Below are 18,087 nucleotides of genomic sequence, written 5' to 3'. Positions count from 1 at the left end.
GGGCGTGGACACCCGCTCGACGAAAGGGACCACCGCCGATGCGGGCTCCGTCATTCAGCGGACCGTCGAACTCGTTCCCGTTCACCGCGATCGTCGGGATGGACGATCTCCAGCTCGCGCTGATCCTGGCGACGATCTCGCCGGCCATCGGCGGTGTGCTGATCCGCGGCGAGAAGGGTACGGCGAAGTCGACCGCCGTCCGCGCCCTCACCGAGATCCTGCCGCCCGTCGACGTGGTGCCGGGCTGCCGCTTCTCGTGCGATCCGGACCACCCGGACTCGTCCTGTCCTGATGGCCCGCACGCAGTCCTGGAACCTGCCCCGGACCGTGACGCGCTGGGGCGGGCGGCTGCGGAGCGTGCTGCCTCGCAGGGTGCCGACGGGCGGGGTGTGCGTGCCGCTCGGCTGGTGGAGTTGCCGGTGGGGGCGACCGAGGATCGGGTGCTCGGGTCGTTGCATCTGGAGAAGGCGCTCGCGGAGGGCGTGACGGCGTACGAGCCTGGTCTGCTCGCCGCGGCGCATCGCGGGTTGCTGTACGTCGACGAGGTCAACCTGCTCCACGACCACCTGGTCGACGTGCTCCTCGACGCCGCCGCGATGGGGCGTGCGAGCGTCGAGCGGGACGGTGTGTCGGTGACCCACCCGGCGCGGTTCGTGCTCGTCGGCACGATGAACCCCGAGGAGGGCGAGCTCCGGCCGCAGCTCCTCGACCGGTTCGGGCTGACCGTCGACGTGGTCGCCAGCCGCGATCCCGCCGTCCGCGTGGAGGTGATGCGCGCGCGGCTGACCTACGAGGCGGACCCGGAGAGCTTCGTTGCCCGGTACGACGGTGCGCAGCGGGAACTCGCCGAACGCATCGTGAAGGCGCGCGACCTGCTGACCGAGGTGATCCTGACCGACTCGGCGCTCCGCCAGATCGCGGAGATCTGCGCGTCGTTCGACGTCGACGGGATGCGCGCCGACCTGGTCACGGCCCGTACGGCGGTCGCCCACGCAGCCTGGTCCGGCCGCACGGTCGTCGAGGTCGACGATGTGCGGGCCGCGGCCAAACTCGCCCTCCCACACCGCCGCCGACGGAACCCCTTCGACGCTCCCGGACTCGACGACCAGCAACTCGAAGAAGCAATCAAGAACAGCACCCCACCCGAAGACCCCGACGACGACCCGGGCCCAGGCGGACCGGGCGGCTCGGGCGGATCGGACGGGAACGAGGCGGGCGACCGCGACAGCGCGGGCGGCGCGGACGATGCGGACGGATCGGACGGATCCGACGAGCCGACGGACACGGGTGCTCAGCCTGCCGATGCACAGCACGCCGGTAACGACACGGCGGATCCGACCACCGCTCCACCTCACCACAGCCCCTCGGAGCCGGATGAGCGCCCAAAGAGCTCGGAGGACAGCACGGCCGAGGCGGGCCGGTCAGGGGCCGCGCCGAGTGGTGAGGTCGTCGGAAGTTCTGCGCCGTACAAGGCTCGGCTGCTGAGTGTTCAGATGGCCGGTGCCGGTGTCGCGGGGCGGCGGTCGCGGGCGATCACCGAGGTGGGGCGTGTGGTCGGGGATCGCGGCCGGCTCGGACGTGAGGCGGGGCGGCCGCATCTGCTCGGGACGATGCGCAACGCAGCGCCGTACCAGAAGGTTCGCGGGCGCAGCGGTCCTGGACTGGTGGTGCGGGCGGACGATGTGCGGCTCGCGGTGCGGGAAGGGCGTGAGGGCAATCTCGTACTGTTCTGCGTCGACGCGTCCGGTTCGATGGGGACGAAGAAGCGGATGGGTGAGGTGAAGACCGCGATCGTCTCGCTCCTGCTCGACGCGTACCAGCGCCGCGACACGGTCGGTCTCGTCACGTTCGCCGGTGCTGCCGCGACGGTCGCTCTACCGCCGACGGGCAGTGTGGAAACCGCCGTACGACGTCTCGAATCCCTCCCGACCGGTGGCCGTACGCCGCTCGCCGAAGGGCTGCTGCAGGCGGCCGAGGTACTGCGGATCGCCGCGATCCGCGATCCGCGCCGCCGCCCGCTCCTCGTGCTCGTGACCGACGGCCGCGCGACCCACGGCGAGCACGCGTTCGCCCGCGCCCGCCAGGCGGCCGGATGGCTGGCGCAGCGCGGGGTCGCGACCGTCGTGGTGGATTGCGAGCCGCGCCGCGGCATCCGTCTCGGACTTTCGGCGGATCTCGCCGCGGACCTCGGAGCGGAGTACCTCGACCTCGGAGACGTTGCCGCGGGCAACCTCATCCGGACGGTCACCGAACGGAAGGCGGCCTGAGATGCCGAAGGGACAGCCGGTCGCCGTACCGGAGGACGGCCTGACCACCCGCCAGCGTCGCAACCGTCCGCTGCTGATGGTGCACACCGGCGAGATGAAGGGGAAGTCGACGGCGGCGTTCGGGATGGCGCTGCGGGCCTGGAACCAGGGCTGGAACCTCGGGGTCTTCCAGTTCGTGAAGAGCGCGAAGTGGAAGGTCGGCGAGGAGAGCGCGTTCAAGGCGCTCGGCAGGCTGCACGAAACGACCGGTGAGGGTGGGCCGGTCGACTGGCACAAGATGGGCGAGGGCTGGAGCTGGTCCCGGAAGGCGGGTACCGAGGAGGACCACGCCGCCGACGCGGTCGAGGGCTGGCGGGAGATCCAGCGCCGGCTGGCCGCCGAGACCCATGACCTGTATGTGCTCGACGAGTTCACGTATCCGATGAAGTGGGGCTGGGTCGACGTGGACGAGGTCGTCGACACGCTCGTCAACCGTCCCGGACACCAGTACGTCGTGATCACCGGACGCGACGCCCATCCCAAGCTCCTCGAGGCCGCCGACCTCGCCACCCAGATGACGAAGCTCAAGCACCCGATGGACGCCGGCCAGAAGGGCCAGAAGGGCATCGAGTGGTGACCCAGGCGAGCCCGCGCGGAGTGGGGTCGGCGAGCCCGCGCGGACTGGGGGAGCAGTCATGATTCCTCGGGTGGTGGTTGCGGCGCCGGCGTCCGGAGCGGGTAAGACCACCGTTGCCGTTGGGTTGATGGCGGCGTTGCGGCGGGCCGGTCATGTGGTGGCCGGGTTCAAGGTGGGGCCGGACTACATCGATCCCGGGTTCCACGCGGTCGCGACCGGACGGCCGGGGCGGAACCTCGATCCGATGCTGTCGGGGGAGGAGCTGGTGGGACCCCTGTTCGAGCACGGTTCCGAGGGTGCGGACCTGGCCGTGGTCGAGGGCGTGATGGGGCTGTACGACGGTGCGCTCGGGACGGAAGGTTTCTCCTCGACGGCCCACGTCGCGAAGTTGCTGAAGGCACCTGTCGTGCTGGTCGTCGACGCGTCGGCGGCGGGCCGGAGCGTCGGCGCCGTAGTGCAAGGTTTCGTTGCCTTCGACACCGAGATCCGCATCGTCGGGGTGATCTTGAACAAGGTGGGTTCGGACCGCCACGAGGCCGAAGTACGAGCCGGGGTCGCGCCGACCGGCGTACCGGTCCTCGGCGTCCTCCGCCGCGACACCCGCCTGACAGTTCCCAGCCGCCACCTCGGCCTGATCCCCGCCAACGAACAACACACCCAAGCCGAACAAGCCGTGGACGCCGCCGCAGAACTGGTCCGCCAAGGCGTAGACCTTCAGGCAGTAGTAGCCGCGGCCCACTCCGCTCCACCCCACCAAGCCACCCCCTGGACTCCAACCACCGCCCTTGACCCGCCCCAGCGCACACCAGCGCGAGCTGGCGGAGGTTCGACCGCCCCGGCGGCGAGTGCAGTTCGGCAGCTGCGGCCGGTGGTGGCTGTTGCGGCGGGGCCGGTGTTCTCGTTCCACTACACGGAGACGACCGAGCTGCTCACCGCTGCCGGAGCGGAGGTCGTCACCTTCGACCCACTCGTCGATCCGTTGCCCGAGGCAACCGCTGCGCTCTACCTCGGCGGCGGCTTCCCGGAGTTGCATGCCGAGGCGCTCTCCGCGAACGTCGAGCTGCGCAAACAAGTGGCCGCCGCGGTCGCCGACGGTCTCCCGGTGATCGCCGAATGCGCCGGTCTGCTCTACCTCTGCCGCGAACTCGACGGTCACCCGATGACCGGCGTACTCCCGGCGACCGCCCGCATGACCACCCGCCTCACCCTCGGCTACCGTACGGCGATCGCCGCGACGAGCACCACGTTCTTCGACGAAGGACGCCGGGTGCGCGGCCACGAGTTCCACCGCACCACGGTCGACCTCGAGGCCGACGTACAACCGGCCTGGCATCTCCCCGGCGGCGTCGAGGGAATCACCCTTCCCCACGTCCACGCGTCGTACCTGCACCTGCACTGGACCGCCACCCCGGACGTCCCGGCCCGCCTGGTCGCTGCCGCCCGCGAGCGTGCGCGGTGAACTTGGTCGTCGGCGTTGGACTCCGCACCGGTACGCCGTCCGCGGAACTGCAGGATCTCGTGACGGCAGCCCTGCACGAACTCGCGGGCGAGGTCCGACTGGTCGTCACGATCACCGGCAAGGAGAACGAGCCCGCGCTGCAAGAACTGGTTGCGCAGCTCGGCGCTGGGCTTCGCACGTTCTCGAAGGACGAGCTCGCCAAGCAGTCGGTGCCGACCCCGAGCGCCCAGGTCGAGCACCTCAAAGGAACCCCCAGCGTCGCCGAAGCAGCCGTCCTCGCAACCGGCGCCCGACTCCTCGTCCCGAAACGGCAAACCCCCAACACCACCATCGCGATCGGTGTCCAGGCGGCGGCTGGGAACGAGGCCCCGGGTCGCGCAGTCGTGCAGCGGGCGGCTGGGAGCGAGGCAGCGGATCGCGCGGTGGTCGAGCGGGCGGCTGGGTATGACGTGCGGGATCGGGACGTTGTGCAGCGGGTGATTGCCGAGCGGCGTGACGTACGGCGGGGGTTCTTGGACCTGCCCGTCGACGACGTGACGCTCGGGCGGGTGCTGGAGGCGGCGCATCGGGCCCCGAGTGTCGGGCTGAGCCAGCCGTGGGACTTCCTGGTGATCCGCGACCTCGCGACCCGCCGCAAGGTGCACGATCTCGCGATCGCGCAACGGGACGTGTTCGCCGCGTCCCTCCCGGAAGATCGCCGCGCAGCGTTCGACGGACTCAAGATCGAGGCGATCCTCGACACCCCGCTGAACCTCGCGGTGACCTGCGACCCCGGCCGCGGCGGCCGGCACGTCCTCGGCCGGCACGCGGATCCGCGAACGACCATGTTCTCCGCGGCGATCGCGATCCAGAACCTCTGGCTCGCCGCCCGCGCCGAGGGCCTCGGCGTCGGCTGGGTCTCGTTCTTCGAACCAGGTGAGGTCGCCGCGGCCCTCGACCTGCCCGCCCACATCGAGCTGGTCGGCTACCTCTGCGTCGGGTACGTCGACGAGTTCGCCGCAGCGCCCGAGCTCGTGCGTTCCGGATGGGCGAAGCGGCGCCCGCTGTCGTGGGCGGTCCACCACGAGGAATGGGGCCGCCGCGACACGTCGATCGTCGACGACGCCCTGCAGGCCGCGCAGAACGCCGTACCGGCCACCGGTCAGCGGGTCCACGTGATCGTCGGCGGCGACGCGACGCAGCTGCGGCAGGCCGAGGCACTGGTCGTCGATCTGAAGGCAGACCGGCCGCCCGCCGACTTCGGGGTGTTGTGGCGGCCGGCGCGCACACCCGCCGAGGCGGTCGAGTTCGGCGTCGAGATCGCCCGCGACCTCGCGCTGCAGGGTGTCGGCAACCTCGTCGTACAGATCGAAGAGAATTCGGAGCGCGCCGAGGCGCTCGCTCGCGGCCTGCAGGTCGGTGCGTCGGCCTGTGGTCTGACACACTCCACGACATGACTGCAGTTATGTACGTGCCCGCGTTCTCGATGAAGCAGCGTGTGACGTTGATGGCGAACAAGTACGAGCTGATCGCCACCAACCCGGACGGGACCGACGGGCAGTTGCTCGCGTTCGCGCAGCAGAAGCGGATGGCGTTCAAGGAGCAGGTGACGTTCTACAGCGACGACACCAAGACCCAGCCGGTGTTCTCGTTCAAGGCGCGCTCGGTGGTCGACCTCGGCTCCGGATACGACGTGTACGACGCCGGCGGGCAGCCGATCGGTGGTTTCAAGAAGGAGTTCGCGAAGAGCCTGCTCCGATCGAGCTGGCAGCTGGGCAACGGCGACGTGCACGCCTACGGGACCGAGCGGAATCAGACGATCGCGATCGTGCGCCGGGTCTGGGACTTCGTGCCGTTCGTCGGGGAGATCCCGCTACCGTTCATCTTCCACTTCGACTTCGTCGAGGACGGCTCCGGCAAGCCAGTGCTGTCGGTCGAGCGCAAGATGTCGGTCCGGGACCGCTACCGGATCACCGTCCAGGACGAGCGCCTGGACTTCCGCGTCGCCGCCGCGATGACGGTCGCCCTCGACGCCCTGCAGTCCCGCTGAGCTCCCCGGCGTACGACCACGGTCGTACGACGGGCTCACTCTTTCGGGTGAACCTACCCTGAGTGGGCTTGGTTCCGGTCCGGCCCGGTGCGAGGCTGTATCCATGGGCGTAGCACAGCGCAGTCGACGGTGGTTGGTTCCGGTTACGGCAGTCGCGGTTGTGGCAGGGGTGGGAGCACTCGGACCAGTGGTCGCGGATGCCTCGCCGAAGCTGCCCGGGATCTCCGCGCAGGACCTGCTCGCAAAGGTGCAGACAGCGAAGGTCGACGGCCTCAGCGGCACGGTCCGCTCGGACGCGGACCTCGGCCTGCCGGCCATCCCCGGCGCGCCGGCCGGTAGCGAGCAGCTGACCGAGATGCTGAGCGGTCAGCACACCGCGCGGGTCGCGTTCGCGAGCCCGGACAAGGCGCGGGTCTCGGTGCTCGACAACCAGGCCGAGCGGGTCTGGACCACCGACGGCAAGTCCGCCTGGGCGTACGACTCCTCCCGGCGCGAGGCCGTGAAGCTGACGGTCCCCGAGCACAAGACGGCGAAGCCGGAGAAGGCGGTGCCGTCGTACGACCCGCAGGCCGTCGCCAAGCAGTTCCTCGACGCGATCGACCCGACCACCAAGGTCGAGGTCAGCGGCACCGAGAAGGTCGCCGGCCGGGATGCGTACAAGCTGCGCCTGGTGCCGAAGACCGACAAGACGACCGTGGGTTCTGTGACGCTGGCGATCGACTCCAAGACCTGGGTCCCGCTGGACGTGACGGTGATGCCGCGGACCGGCAACGACCCCGCGGTCGAGGTGGGCTTCAGCTCGGTGTCTTTCGACGTACCGTCCGCGAACACGTTCACGTTCACGCCGCCGCAGGGTGTGAAGGTCACGGACAAGAAGGTGCCGTCGCAGGTCGGACCGAAGCGCGTCGCCCCGAAGCAGATCGAGCCGAAGCAGCTCAAGCCGGGTACGGCGAAGGCGGACGAGCCGACCGTGATCGGTGAGGGCTGGGAGAGCGTCGCGATGATCCGCGGTGCGCAGACCGGCCGGCTGACCGGGAACGGGCCGCTCGCGCAGCTGCTCGCGAAGGCGCCGACCGTGTCGGGCACGTGGGGCAAGGGCAAGGTGCTGACCAGCAAGATGGTGAGCGCATTGATCACCGACGACGGCAGAGTCTTCGTCGGCCTGGTCACGCCGGACACCCTGCAGGCCGCCGCGGCGAAGGCCCCCCGCTGAACAGCCAGATGACGAGCGCGCCGGTCGTCACCCACGGGCTGACCAAGCGGTTCCACGGCGGACAGGTCGCGGTGGACGCGGTCGACCTGGAGGTGCCGGCCGGCAGCGTGTTCGGCTTCCTCGGCCCGAACGGGTCGGGAAAGACGACGACGATCCGGATGCTGCTCGGCCTGATCGCGCCGACCTCCGGCGAGGTCGAGCTGCTCGGCGAGCCGATGCCGAAGGCGCACCTGCGGGTCCTGCCCCGGGTCGGCGCGCTGGTCGAAGGGCCGGCGTTCTACCCGTTCTGGACCGGCCAGGCGAACCTGCTCCGGTTCGACGCCGCCGACCGCACCGCCGATCCGAAGACCCGGAAGGCGCGCGCCGGCGAGGCGCTCGAACGGGTCGGGCTGTCGAACGCGGCCGGCAAGAAGGTCCGCGCATACTCGCTCGGTATGCGGCAACGGCTCGCGATCGCGGTCGCGCTGATGCAGCGCCGCGAGCTGCTCGTGCTGGACGAGCCGACGAACGGCCTCGACCCGCAGGGCACCCGCGAGGTCCGGCACCTGATCCAGGAGTTGGCGAGCGACGGTACGACGGTGTTCACGTCGACCCATCTGCTCGCCGAGGTCGAGCAGGTCTGCACGCACGCGGCCGTGATGAGCCGCGGGAAGCTGCTCCGGCAGTCGACGGTCGAGGACCTGCGCGCCGAGCTCCGCCCGCGGCTGGTCGTCCGTACGCCGGATGCCGGGACGGCGGCCGAGACGTTGCAGGGGCTGGGCGTGACGGATCTGAAGACGAGCGGTGACACGGTCGAGGGTGATCCCGGGGAGCTGCCGATCGAGAAGTTCGCGGCGGCGCTGGTCGCCGCCGACGTCCGCATCCACGGCTTCGGCCTGGAACGGCCAAGCCTCGAAGACGCCTTCGTAGCACTCACCGGGGAGGGCTTCGATGTCGCCGAATGAAGCAACAGCCGAACCGGCCCCGTTGGCCGATGCACAACGACCTGGTGCGGGGCGGCACACTCTCGCGTTGTTCCTCTCCGAACTGCGGCTGGTGTTCGCGCGGACTCGGACCCAGGTGGGGCTCGGGGTGCTGGCCGCCGTACCGCTGCTGATCGGGATCGCGATCAAGATCGCCGGCTCGGACAGCGGCGCCGAGGGCTTCATCGGGCAGATCGCCGGCAACGGCCTGTTCCTGATCGTCGCCAGCCTCGGCCTGTCGCTGCCGTTCTTCCTGCCGACGGCGGTGACCGTGATCTCGGGGGAGTCACTGGCCGGCGAGGCCAGCCTCGGGACGCTGCGCAACCTGCTCACCGCACCGGCCGGCCGGTCCCGGCTGCTCGCCGCCAAGATGGTCGCCCTCGCGGTCTTCTGCCTGGCCGCGACGATGACGATCTGGATCTCCGGCCTGATCGTCGGCTTCATCCTGTTCCCGGTCGGCGACGTCCTGCTGCTGTCCGGCTCGACGGTCTCGCTCGGCGAGGGCCTGCTCCGCGCGCTCGGGATCGCCGTCGTGATCTCGCTGTCGCTGCTCGGACTCGCCGGTATCGGCCTGTTCGTCTCGTCGCTGACCTCGACGCCGCTGGCCGCGATGGCGGCGACGTTCGGCACGTTCATCGTGCTCGGCATCCTGACCGCGATCCCACAGCTGCACGCGATTCACCCGTGGCTGCTGGTGTATCGCTGGCAGTCGTTCGCCGACCTGCTCCGCGACCCGCCGTACTGGCACGAGATAGGCCGCAACCTGCTCCTCCAAGGCGGGTACCTGGTCGTCTTCTACGCCGCCGCCTGGGCGCGAATCACCAGCCGCGACATAACCTAGGCCGCGTGCAAGCTGACCTGGTGGCCGTCCTGCGTTGTCCGGTGTGTGCTGACCGGCTGGCGCTGGACGACCGTACGGCGCGCTGCCCGCGCGGCCACGCCTACGACCTGGCCAAGCAGGGCTACCTGAACTTGTTGCCGTCGGCCTCGAACGGGATCGAGGGCGACTCGGCTGCGATGGTCGGCGCCCGCACGGTCTTCCTCGGCACCGGCCACTACGCCCCGATCCGGGACGCACTGATCCTGCAGGCCGGACTGGGCGAGGACGACCTGGTCGTCGAGGTCGGCGCCGGCACTGCCTACTACCTGTCCGGTGTCCTCGGCCTGTCCCCGCAGCGCCGCGGGATCGCGCTGGACGTGTCGAAGTACGCCGCCCGTCGCGCGGCCCGAGCGGACCCGCGGATCGCGTCCGTGGTGTGCGACGCATGGCGTGAACTGCCGTTGATGGACGGCGCGGCGAACCTGCTGCTGAACGTGTTCGCTCCGCGCAACGCCGCCGAGATGGCCCGCGTCCTGGCCCCCGGCGGCCGGTTGCTCGTGGTCACACCGAACCAGCAGCACCTCGGCGAGCTCGTCGACGTACTCGGGATGGTGAGCGTCGACGAGCAGAAGGAACGCCGGCTGGAGGAGTCGCTCGCGGGGGAGTTCGAGCGCGTCGGCACCGAGCTGGTCGAGGAGACCATGCGCCTCGACCGCTCGGCCGTGGAGCAGCTCGTGCTGATGACGCCGAGCGCGCGCCACCTGAACTACCACGAGCTGCTCCAGCAGATCGCCGTACTCCCGGAGCCCGCGATCGTCACGTTGTCGGTCACGCTCTCCACCTGGTCGCGGACCTAGGCTGCCTGGCCGCCGATGAGTTCGCGGGCGACGACGGTGCCGTGGTTCTCGGCCTGTACGTGCGCCTCGGACTCCGAGACCTTGGACGCGTCGATCAGCTCCTCCATGCCCGGGGTGACCGGGGCCAGGGTGAGCTCCGCGGCGGCGGTCCGGATGTTCATCCCGAAGACGTCGCCGAAGATGCGCTCGAGGTACGGCGTGGCGTGGTCCCAGCCGTGCTTCGGCGAACCGGGACCGTAGCCGCCGCCCCGGGCGATGGCGAAGATCGCCGGCCTGCCGACGAGTGGGCGCGAACCGAAGGCCAGATCCTTGTCGATCACCAGCACGTCGATCCAGGTCTTCACGTTCTGTGCGATGCCGTAGTTGTACATCGGTACGGCGAGCAGGACCGCGTCGGCGTTCACGATCTCCGCCTTCAGTTCGTCGGCGATCGCCTGGGCCTCGGCGAGCGGCATCCGGTCCGATTCGGCGACCGGCTCCTGACCCACCTGGGCCGCGGCCAGCGTCGGCCACAAGGTCGCGGGCAGCGGGTGCCGTCCGAGGTCACGCCGTACCACGACACCGTCCGGGTGCTCAGCCTTCCAGGCGGCCTCGGCGCTGTCCGCGAGCGCGCGGGACACCGAGCCGTCCAGCCGGATGCTGGCGTCGACGCGTAGCAGGGTGCTCATTCGTTCTCCATCACGTTGAGGGGGCCGTGCTCTATTGAGCTGTATCGAAGATAATCTGTTGAGCAGAACATATTCAAGTCAGATCGTATTCCGGGTGTCGTACACCACGTACGATGGGGACATGTCCAGTACTCCGCCCGACGTCGCGACCCCAGGTACGCGAGGGGTCGAGCCCGCCGTCGCCAGTGGCGCACCGGTGGAGGCCGACCTCGGCTGGGCGCTGGGCGTCGTCTTCCGGCGGTACGCGAAGGCGTCCGCGGCGGCGCTGGAAGGGTTGCCCGGCGGACCGCGCGGCTACCAGGTGCTCGCCACGACGAGCGCCGAGGGACCGAAACGGCAGCTCGACCTGGCCGCTCAGCTCGGCGTCGACCGGACCGTGATGACCTACCTGCTCGACGACCTGGAGAAGGCAGGGCTGGTGCAGCGCCGGCCCGACCCGGCCGACCGCCGGGCGCGGCTGATCGCGCCCACCGACGAAGGCCACGAGGCCCTCTGTGACCTCGAGCGGCGGCTACGGGCCACCGAGGACGAGATGCTGGGCATCCTCGACGAGTCGGAGCGGTCCAGCTTCCGGATCCTCCTGCAGCGCCTGGCGATGAAGGCCAACGCCGTCGACCCGCTGCACAACGCCTGCACCCTCGCCGAGGCCGACGACCCCGCCAGCACCTAGTCCGGCGATCTAGTCCGGCGATCTAGTGCAGGGGCACGAAGCCTGACTCGTAGGCGCGGATCACCGCTTGGGTGCGATCCCGGGCATTGAGCTTGGCGAGCACGTTCGCGACGTGCGTCTTGACCGTTTGCAGGCCGAGGACCAGCTCCGCGGCGATCTCCGCGTTCGACAGTCCGCGCGCCATCAGCCGGAGCACCTCCTGCTCGCGCTCGGTCAGCTGGTACCGGTCGAGTCCGCTCGCCGCCGGGGCGCCGGCGTGGGCGAGGGCAAGCGCGCGGATCGCCTCCGGGAACAGCAGCGACTCGCTCTTCGCGACCGTCCGGATCGCCGCGATGATGTCGTCCGGCGGGGTCCGCTTGAGCAGGAACCCGGACGCTCCGGCGCGCAGCGCGTCGTACACGTAGTCGTCGTTCTCGAACGTCGTGACGACCAGGACGCGCGGTGCCGGGTCGAGGCTGTCCAGCAGCAGTCTCGTCGCCTGGATGCCGTCCACCGCGGGCATCCGGACGTCCATCAGCACGACGTCCGCGCCGGTACGACGTACCAGCGGGAGCACCTCGGCCCCGTCGCCGGCCTCACCGACGACCGTGAGGTCCTCCTCGGCGTTGATGATGGCCCGCAACCCGCTACGGATCAGCGGCTCGTCGTCGACCACGACCACCGACAGGTTCATGTCATCCCTTCGTCACGCTGACGGGTAACCGCACTGCCAGTTGCCATCCCGGGTCGTCGGGCCGAGTGACCGGGCCGGCGTCGACGCTTCCCCGCAGTACGGCGACTCTTTCACGGATCCCGGCCAACCCGCGGCCGCCCCCGGAGTGATCCGACGTGCCGCTCACGGGGTTGGTCACGACGAGCCGCAGCCCGGATGCGTCGAGGCAGATCGACAGGTGCACGGTCAGCTCGCCGGCCGGGCGTCCGGCATGCCGGATCGCGTTGGTCAGACCCTCCTGGACGATCCGGTACGCCTCCCGGGAGACCGCGGCAGGCAGTTGGTCCAGCGCGCCCGACCGTTCGACCTCGATCGTGATCCCGCCGGCCCGGGTGGCGTCGACCAGCCGGTCCAGACCCCCGAGCGTGGTCTGCGGCGTGGTCCGGGAGCCTGGCCGCCGGTCGTCGCGGAGCAGACCGAGCACGTGGTCGAGATCTGCCAGCGCCGCGCGGGCTGAGGTCTCCATCGCGGCCAGCGCGGTCTCGGCGAACTCCGGATCGCTGGCCAGCACGCGGCGCGCTGCCGCCGCCTGGATCGTGACCAGGCTCAGCGCATGCCCGACGCTGTCGTGCAGTTCGCGGGCCAGACGGTTGCGCTCGGCAAGGGTCGCGGTCTGCTTCTCGAGGAGCTCGATGCGCTCCGCCGCGGTCGGACCGAGCACGCGGGGCGCCAGGTACGCCAGCAGGGCGCCGACAGCGGCCGACAGCAGGAACAGCCCGACGAGACCGCCGATCGCGGCGGCCGGCATCCACAGGTCGGTCCAGTCGCCGTGGACGTCGTACGACCAGCCGGGGACGACGTCGCGAGCACCGGGGGAGCGGAACGGCGCGGCCAGCCAGATCGCGCCGAGGCCGAACACGATCGTGCTGAGGATGCCGACGACGCCGCCGGCCAGCAGGTGCAGGCAGAACCACACCGTGGTCCGCCGCCGCTGCGGCCAGGTCCGCGCCGGGCCGAGCGGCCGCTCCTCGAACCGCACCGCGAGCAGCGACTCGACCGCGATGCCCTCGACCTCGCGGACGGCGGGCAGCAGGCCGAGCACGATCGGCGGCACCAGGCCCATCAGGACCCAGATGGTGCTGGTGGCAACCTTCGGCAGGCCGAGATCGGAGACCACCGCGCCGAGCGCGCTGCCGACCAGGATGAACGCCAGGACGAGCGCCGCGCCGAGCAGCAGGTACACCCAGCGCAGGTACGTCGACGGACGCCACAGGCAACTGATCGCCCGCCACACCCGTCGCGTCACCTCGTGCACGCTCACATCCTGTCAAAGCCGGGGGACCGCCACCTCCCTCCCCGGAGTGAACGGAGGTAAACCCGTGATTCCGGCCGGGACCGGGTGGGCCGGCTCACGAAGAAGTTGAGGTTTACGCAAATTTGACGGTGTGTCGCCGAGTTCGGTCTCTGCGGGCGTCGCGATCTGCTGCTGCGGCAGGTACGGTCTGTGGTCGGGGCGGGTGCCCGTCCGGTTACAGCATGTGTTGTCGGACAGGTATGGGGAACGGCTCCAGGACGGGTGGTCAGCAGGACCGCGAGGACCCGGCGCGGCGGACGTTAAGTCCCCGTGAAGACCCCGCGGGTGGATTGACCACCTTTCCGGATTTGATGTTTGATCAAATATCGGGACGAGAGAGGTCGATATGAGGTTGAGGCGTTCCGTCATCGCCCTGATGGCGGTCCTGGGGCTCGCCCTGGTGAGTGCGTGCAACGACGACGACAGCGGCAAGCAGGCCGGCGGCGACGGGTTGCAGAAGGTCAACTACCTGACGTCGTTCAACACCTTCGGGCGCGAGGCGTACGCGTACGTCGCCCTGGAGAAGGGGTACTTCAAGGACGCCGGTTTCGACGTCAAGATCACGCCCGGCAGCGGCACCGTCGACGTGATGAAGCTGGTCGCCGGAGGTCAGGCCGACTACGGCATCGGCGACTTCACCGCGATCGCGATCACCCTCGCCAAGCAGAAGCTCCCGGTCACCACGGCGGGCATGATCCACCAGCGGTCGATGGCCGCGATCATGTCGCTCGAGGGACTGGGCATCAACAGCCCGAAGGATCTGCCCGGCAAGACGATCGGCGACCAGCCGGGCTCCACCAACACGGTGATGTTCCCGGTCTACGCCAAGGCGGTCGGTATCGACCCGGCGTCGGTCACCTTCCTCCCCTCGCCGCCGCCCGGGCTGCCGGCCCTGCTGGCGTCGGGCAAGGTTCAGGGCATCGGGCAGTTCGTGGTCGGCCAGCCGCTGATCGAGAAGGCCGACAAGGACAAGCACCGCAAGGCGGTCGTGCTTCCGTACGGCAAGGCCCTGCCGGAGCTGTACGGGAACGCGATCATCACCCGGACGGACATGGCCAAGGACCACCCGGACCAGGTGAAGAAGTTCACCAACGCGCTGCTGAAGGGCCTGCAGGACACGTACGACGACCCGGACGGCGCCGCCGAGATCCTGAAGAAGTACGTGCCGAACACCGATGTCGACGTCGCCAAAGCGGAACTGAAGATCATGAAGGACTACATCAAGCCGACGGGCTTCGAGGGTCCGCTGGGCGACGTCACGCAGGAGCGGGTGCAGAAGGTCATCTCGCTGCTCGAGGAGTCGAACGCGATCGGCAAGGGCGCGGTCAAGCCCGAGGATCTCGTGACGATGAGCCTCGCGCCGAAGAGCTGAGGTTAGGAGTACTGGAACCGGATGATTCGCCTGGACGGCGTGGGACAGGTCTTCGACGGACGCGAGGGCCAGGTGACCGCCCTGGAGAAGATCGACCTGCACGTTCGCGGCGGTGAGTTCGTCACGCTGATCGGCCGGTCCGGCTGTGGCAAGTCCACGCTGCTCCGGCTGATCGCGGGACTACTGCCTCCGACGTCCGGTGCGGTTCAGGTGGCGGGGCAGCCCGTCACCGGACCGCGCCGGGACGTCTCGTTCATGTTCCAGCGGCCGGCCCTGCTGCCGTGGCGTTCGGTGCTGTCGAACGTGATGCTGCCGGTCGAGATCGACAAGGGCCAGGGGGATCGCGGCAAGGCGGCGTACCGGGACCGGGCCCGTCAGCTGCTCGAGCTGGTCGGGTTGCAGGGGTTCGAGCGGCGGCTGCCGCACGAGCTGTCCGGCGGCATGCAGCAGCGGGTGTCGTTGTGCCGGTCGCTGATCCGCGACCCGCAGGTGATGCTGATGGACGAGCCGTTCTCCGCGCTCGACGCGCTCACCCGGACCGAGCTGTCCGAGGAACTGCAGCGGATCAAGATGGAACTGTCCACCACGATCGTGTTCGTCACGCACTCGATCGAGGAGGCCGTCCTGCTGGCCGACCGGGTGGTCGTGCTGACCCCGCGGCCGGGCCGGATGCGGGAGGTCGTCGACATCGACATCCCGCGGCCGCGCAGCCTCGGCCAGAACGCGCACCTGACCGAGGTCGCCGCGATCAGCGGCCGGTTGCACGCGTTGCTGGCCGAGAAGGAGTCCGGCGAGCCGGGTGTGCCCGGCGAGGTGCGTCCGGTCGACGAGGTGCGGCCGTGACGACCCGGCGGAGGATGCCGAAACGGACCTGGCTGACCGATTCCCCGGTGGCCGCCGTCGTACTCCCGATCATCGGCCTGGCCGCCGCGATCGGGTTGTGGTGGGGCGCGACGGTCGCGTTCTCGATCCAGCCGTACCTGCTGCCGAGCCCGTGGGACGTGGTGGTCAAGTTCTTCGAGCAGCCCGGTTACCTGCTGCAGGAGACCGGTACGTCGTTGCTCGAGACGATCGAGGGTTTCCTGCTCGCGATCGTGATCGGTGTGCCGATCGCGCTGGTGATCGTCCGCTCGGTGATCCTCGAGCGGCTGGCGTACCCGCTGCTGCTGATGGTGAACTCGATCCCGAAGGTGGCGATCGCGCCGCTGCTGGTGATCTGGATGGGCTTCGGGCAGTGGCCGAAGGTCGTGATGGTGCTGCTGATGTGCTTCTTCCCGATCGTCATCTCGACCGCGCAGGGCATGAAGTCGACGCCGACCGAGCTGGTCGAGCTGATGCGGTCGCTGAACGCGAGCCGGGCGCAGGAGTTCTTCAAGCTTCGGCTGCGGTACGCGATGCCGCAGATCTTCACCGGGTTCAAGGTGGCGATCTCGCTGGCGGTGATCGGTTCGGTGATCTCCGAGTTCGTTGGCGCCACCAAGGGGCTCGGGTACGTGATCCAGCAGTCCGGCGCGAGCGCGGACACCACCCTCGCGTTCGCCGCGATCACCCTGCTGAGCGTGATGAGCATCGTCTTGTTCTACGCCCTGGTCCTCCTTGAGCACTGGCTCCTGCCTTGGGCACAGGAGAAGCGATGACGGCTCAGGCTTCTGATGCGGATCGGCGGGTGCTGGTTCGGCCGGAGTGGCTGGAGGCGACCGTGGCGGGGGTGTTCACGGCGCTCGGATTCGACTCCGCGGACGCGACCGAGATCGCCACGGCGCTCGTCGAGGCCGACCTGCGGGGCGTCAGCTCGCACGGCGTGATGCTGGTCCCGATGTACGTCGAACGCCTGAACGCCGGCGGTGTGACCCGGGAACGCGAGCTCGACATCCTGTTCGACGCCGGTGCCGCGATGGTGGTGGACGCCCGCGGCGGGATGGGCCAGCTGTCCAGCCCGCAGGCGATGCGGCACGCGATCGAGCGCGCCGGCCGGTACGGGATCGGCATCGTCTCGGTGCGCAACGCCCACCACTTCGGCGCGGCCAGCCGCTGGGCGATGCAAGCCGGCCAGGCGGGGCGGATCGGTATCGCGATGTCGAACACCACGCCGCTGATGCCCGCCCCGGGCGGCGCGGAGCGGCTGGTCGGCAACAACCCCCTCGCCATCGCGGTGCCGACCACGGCCGGTGTGGAGATCGTCCTGGACATGGCGTTGTCGGCTGTTGCCCTGGGCAAGATCCGGCTCGCGGCCTCGGCCGGGCGGCCGATCCCGGACACCTGGGCCACCGACTCCTCGGGCACGCCGACCACGGACCCGGACGAGGCGGTGCTGGGCATGCTGCTGCCGGCCGCGGGCCACAAGGGCTTCGGGCTGGCGCTGATGATCGACGTGCTCACCGGCGTCCTGAGCGGCGGCGGGTGGGGCGACCAGGTCCGCCCGCTGTACCGGGAGCCGGACCGGCCGAACGACTGCGCGCACCTGTTCCTGGCGATCGACCCGGAGCTGATGGGCGGCGTCGAAGACTTCAAGCGCCGCTCGTCCGGGCTGGCCGCCCGGGTCCGGGGGAGTGCGACGGCACCGGGAGTGAACCGGCTGTACCTGCCGGGGGAGATCGAGGCCGAGCGGGCGGCGCAGCAGCGGCGCAACGGCGTACGGATCGAAAGGTCGGGACTGGACGGGCTGCTGGCGACCGCACGCGCAGTCGGCGCCGTTGTCCCGTCGAGGATGGTGTGAGCTGATGCCGAAGACACAGATTTCCACTGATGCGCTGCGGAGCCCGAACGGGGTGTTCTCACAGGCGACCACGATCGAGGCGACCGGGCGGCTGGTGTTCGTCTCCGGGATGACCGCCCGCCGGCCGGACGGCAGCATCGCCGGCGTCGGGGACGTCCGCGAACAGACCCGGCAGGTGTGCGAGAACGTGAAGTCGGCGGTCGAGGCGGCCGGCGGCACGCTCGCGGACGTCTGCCGGGTGGACGTCTACGTGCGCAACATGGAGGACTTCGCCAAGATCCACGAGATCCGGGCGCAGTACTTCACCGAGCCGCTGCCGGCCTCGACGATGGTCGAGGTCAGCAAGCTCGCGCACCCCGACTACCTGATCGAGATCAACGCGATCGCCGTGGTCGCATGACCAGGGGGGAACTCGTGATGCGTGGCGTCGAG

The 18,087-nt window shown here is 69.9% G+C and carries 18 protein-coding genes; 15 read left to right on the top strand and 3 right to left on the bottom strand.

Annotation, left to right across the window (positions count from 1 at the left end):
* The first annotated feature begins 38 nt into the window (after window positions 1-38).
* The 9 genes from EV137_RS05450 (at window position 39) to EV137_RS05410 (ending at window position 10,223) form a co-directional block, all read left to right on the top strand.
* Window positions 39-2,267, top strand: a complete 2,229-nt coding sequence (locus EV137_RS05450) for a magnesium chelatase subunit D family protein (RefSeq protein WP_202870816.1) — start codon at window positions 39-41, stop codon at window positions 2,265-2,267.
* A gap of 1 nt (window position 2,268) precedes the next feature.
* Window positions 2,269-2,883: a cob(I)yrinic acid a,c-diamide adenosyltransferase gene (gene cobO, locus EV137_RS05445; RefSeq protein WP_134126920.1), complete on the top strand. Its 615-nt coding sequence runs from the start codon at window positions 2,269-2,271 to the stop codon at window positions 2,881-2,883.
* 58 nt (window positions 2,884-2,941) lie between these two features.
* A complete protein-coding gene (locus tag EV137_RS05440) occupies window positions 2,942-4,342 on the top strand; it encodes a cobyrinic acid a,c-diamide synthase CobB (protein ID WP_134126919.1) in 1,401 nt (466 codons plus the stop codon).
* Complete coding sequence (gene bluB / locus EV137_RS05435; RefSeq protein WP_134126917.1) at window positions 4,339-5,778, top strand: 5,6-dimethylbenzimidazole synthase; 1,440 nt, start codon at window positions 4,339-4,341, stop codon at window positions 5,776-5,778. The genes EV137_RS05440 and bluB overlap by 4 nt, the downstream gene beginning before the upstream one ends.
* Entirely contained in the window at window positions 5,775-6,371 is a 597-nt protein-coding gene (locus EV137_RS05430; RefSeq protein WP_238175104.1) for an LURP-one-related family protein, read from the top strand. Before bluB ends, EV137_RS05430 begins: the two co-directional genes overlap by 4 nt.
* Before the next feature lie 169 nt (window positions 6,372-6,540).
* Window positions 6,541-7,584: a LolA family protein gene (locus EV137_RS05425; RefSeq protein WP_238175103.1), complete on the top strand. Its 1,044-nt coding sequence runs from the start codon at window positions 6,541-6,543 to the stop codon at window positions 7,582-7,584.
* An 8-nt stretch (window positions 7,585-7,592) separates the two neighbouring features.
* A complete protein-coding gene (locus EV137_RS05420) occupies window positions 7,593-8,528 on the top strand; it encodes an ABC transporter ATP-binding protein (RefSeq protein ID WP_134126913.1) in 936 nt (311 codons plus the stop codon).
* Window positions 8,515-9,387 carry an ABC transporter permease gene (locus tag EV137_RS05415; RefSeq protein WP_134009211.1) on the top strand — a complete coding sequence of 291 codons (873 nt, stop codon included), beginning with the start codon at window positions 8,515-8,517 and terminating at the stop codon, window positions 9,385-9,387. Before EV137_RS05420 ends, EV137_RS05415 begins: the two co-directional genes overlap by 14 nt.
* 5 nt (window positions 9,388-9,392) lie before the next feature.
* Window positions 9,393-10,223 (top strand): putative RNA methyltransferase, encoded by an 831-nt coding sequence (locus tag EV137_RS05410; RefSeq protein ID WP_134126911.1) that lies wholly within the window; start codon window positions 9,393-9,395, stop codon window positions 10,221-10,223.
* Here the strand turns inward: EV137_RS05410 and EV137_RS05405 are convergent.
* Window positions 10,220-10,891, bottom strand: a complete 672-nt coding sequence (locus tag EV137_RS05405) for an FMN-dependent NADH-azoreductase (RefSeq protein WP_134126909.1) — start codon at window positions 10,889-10,891, stop codon at window positions 10,220-10,222. The two genes, EV137_RS05410 and EV137_RS05405, sit on opposite strands and share 4 nt — an antisense overlap.
* A gap of 121 nt (window positions 10,892-11,012) precedes the next feature.
* Here EV137_RS05405 and EV137_RS05400 point away from each other — a divergent pair, with 121 nt between their 5' ends.
* Window positions 11,013-11,561, top strand: a complete 549-nt coding sequence (locus EV137_RS05400) for a MarR family winged helix-turn-helix transcriptional regulator (protein WP_134126907.1) — start codon at window positions 11,013-11,015, stop codon at window positions 11,559-11,561.
* Between the two features lie 22 nt (window positions 11,562-11,583).
* Here EV137_RS05400 and EV137_RS05395 read toward each other — a convergent pair whose 3' ends face one another.
* Both EV137_RS05395 and EV137_RS05390 read right to left on the bottom strand, forming a co-directional pair.
* A complete protein-coding gene (locus tag EV137_RS05395) occupies window positions 11,584-12,234 on the bottom strand; it encodes a response regulator transcription factor (protein WP_134009219.1) in 651 nt (216 codons plus the stop codon).
* Window position 12,235: 1 nt separating this feature from the next.
* Window positions 12,236-13,528 carry a sensor histidine kinase gene (locus EV137_RS05390; protein WP_238175102.1) on the bottom strand — a complete coding sequence of 431 codons (1,293 nt, stop codon included), beginning with the start codon at window positions 13,526-13,528 and terminating at the stop codon, window positions 12,236-12,238.
* Window positions 13,529-13,913: 385 nt separating this feature from the next.
* Here EV137_RS05390 and EV137_RS05385 point away from each other — a divergent pair, with 385 nt between their 5' ends.
* The 5 genes from EV137_RS05385 to EV137_RS05365 are packed head-to-tail and all read left to right on the top strand — an operon-like array spanning window position 13,914 to window position 18,055.
* Entirely contained in the window at window positions 13,914-14,939 is a 1,026-nt protein-coding gene (locus EV137_RS05385; protein WP_134126905.1) for an ABC transporter substrate-binding protein, read from the top strand.
* Between the two features lie 21 nt (window positions 14,940-14,960).
* Window positions 14,961-15,782 carry an ABC transporter ATP-binding protein gene (locus EV137_RS05380; protein ID WP_134009223.1) on the top strand — a complete coding sequence of 274 codons (822 nt, stop codon included), beginning with the start codon at window positions 14,961-14,963 and terminating at the stop codon, window positions 15,780-15,782.
* On the top strand, window positions 15,779-16,576 hold the full coding sequence (locus EV137_RS05375; RefSeq protein ID WP_238175101.1) for an ABC transporter permease: 798 nt from the start codon (window positions 15,779-15,781) through the stop codon (window positions 16,574-16,576). Before EV137_RS05380 ends, EV137_RS05375 begins: the two co-directional genes overlap by 4 nt.
* Window positions 16,573-17,655, top strand: a complete 1,083-nt coding sequence (locus EV137_RS05370; protein ID WP_134009225.1) for an Ldh family oxidoreductase — start codon at window positions 16,573-16,575, stop codon at window positions 17,653-17,655. Before EV137_RS05375 ends, EV137_RS05370 begins: the two co-directional genes overlap by 4 nt.
* A gap of 4 nt (window positions 17,656-17,659) precedes the next feature.
* The gene (locus tag EV137_RS05365; protein ID WP_134009227.1) at window positions 17,660-18,055 is read left to right on the top strand and encodes a RidA family protein; all 396 of its coding nucleotides are present in this window, start codon (window positions 17,660-17,662) and stop codon (window positions 18,053-18,055) included.
* Window positions 18,056-18,087 lie beyond the last annotated feature (32 nt).

The organism is Kribbella pratensis (assembly GCF_004366075.1).
GTDB classification, from domain to species: Bacteria; Actinomycetota; Actinomycetes; order Propionibacteriales; family Kribbellaceae; genus Kribbella; species Kribbella pratensis.
The sequence above is the reverse complement of the archived record's forward strand: the minus strand, read 5'-3'. Positions and strand labels throughout refer to the sequence as shown.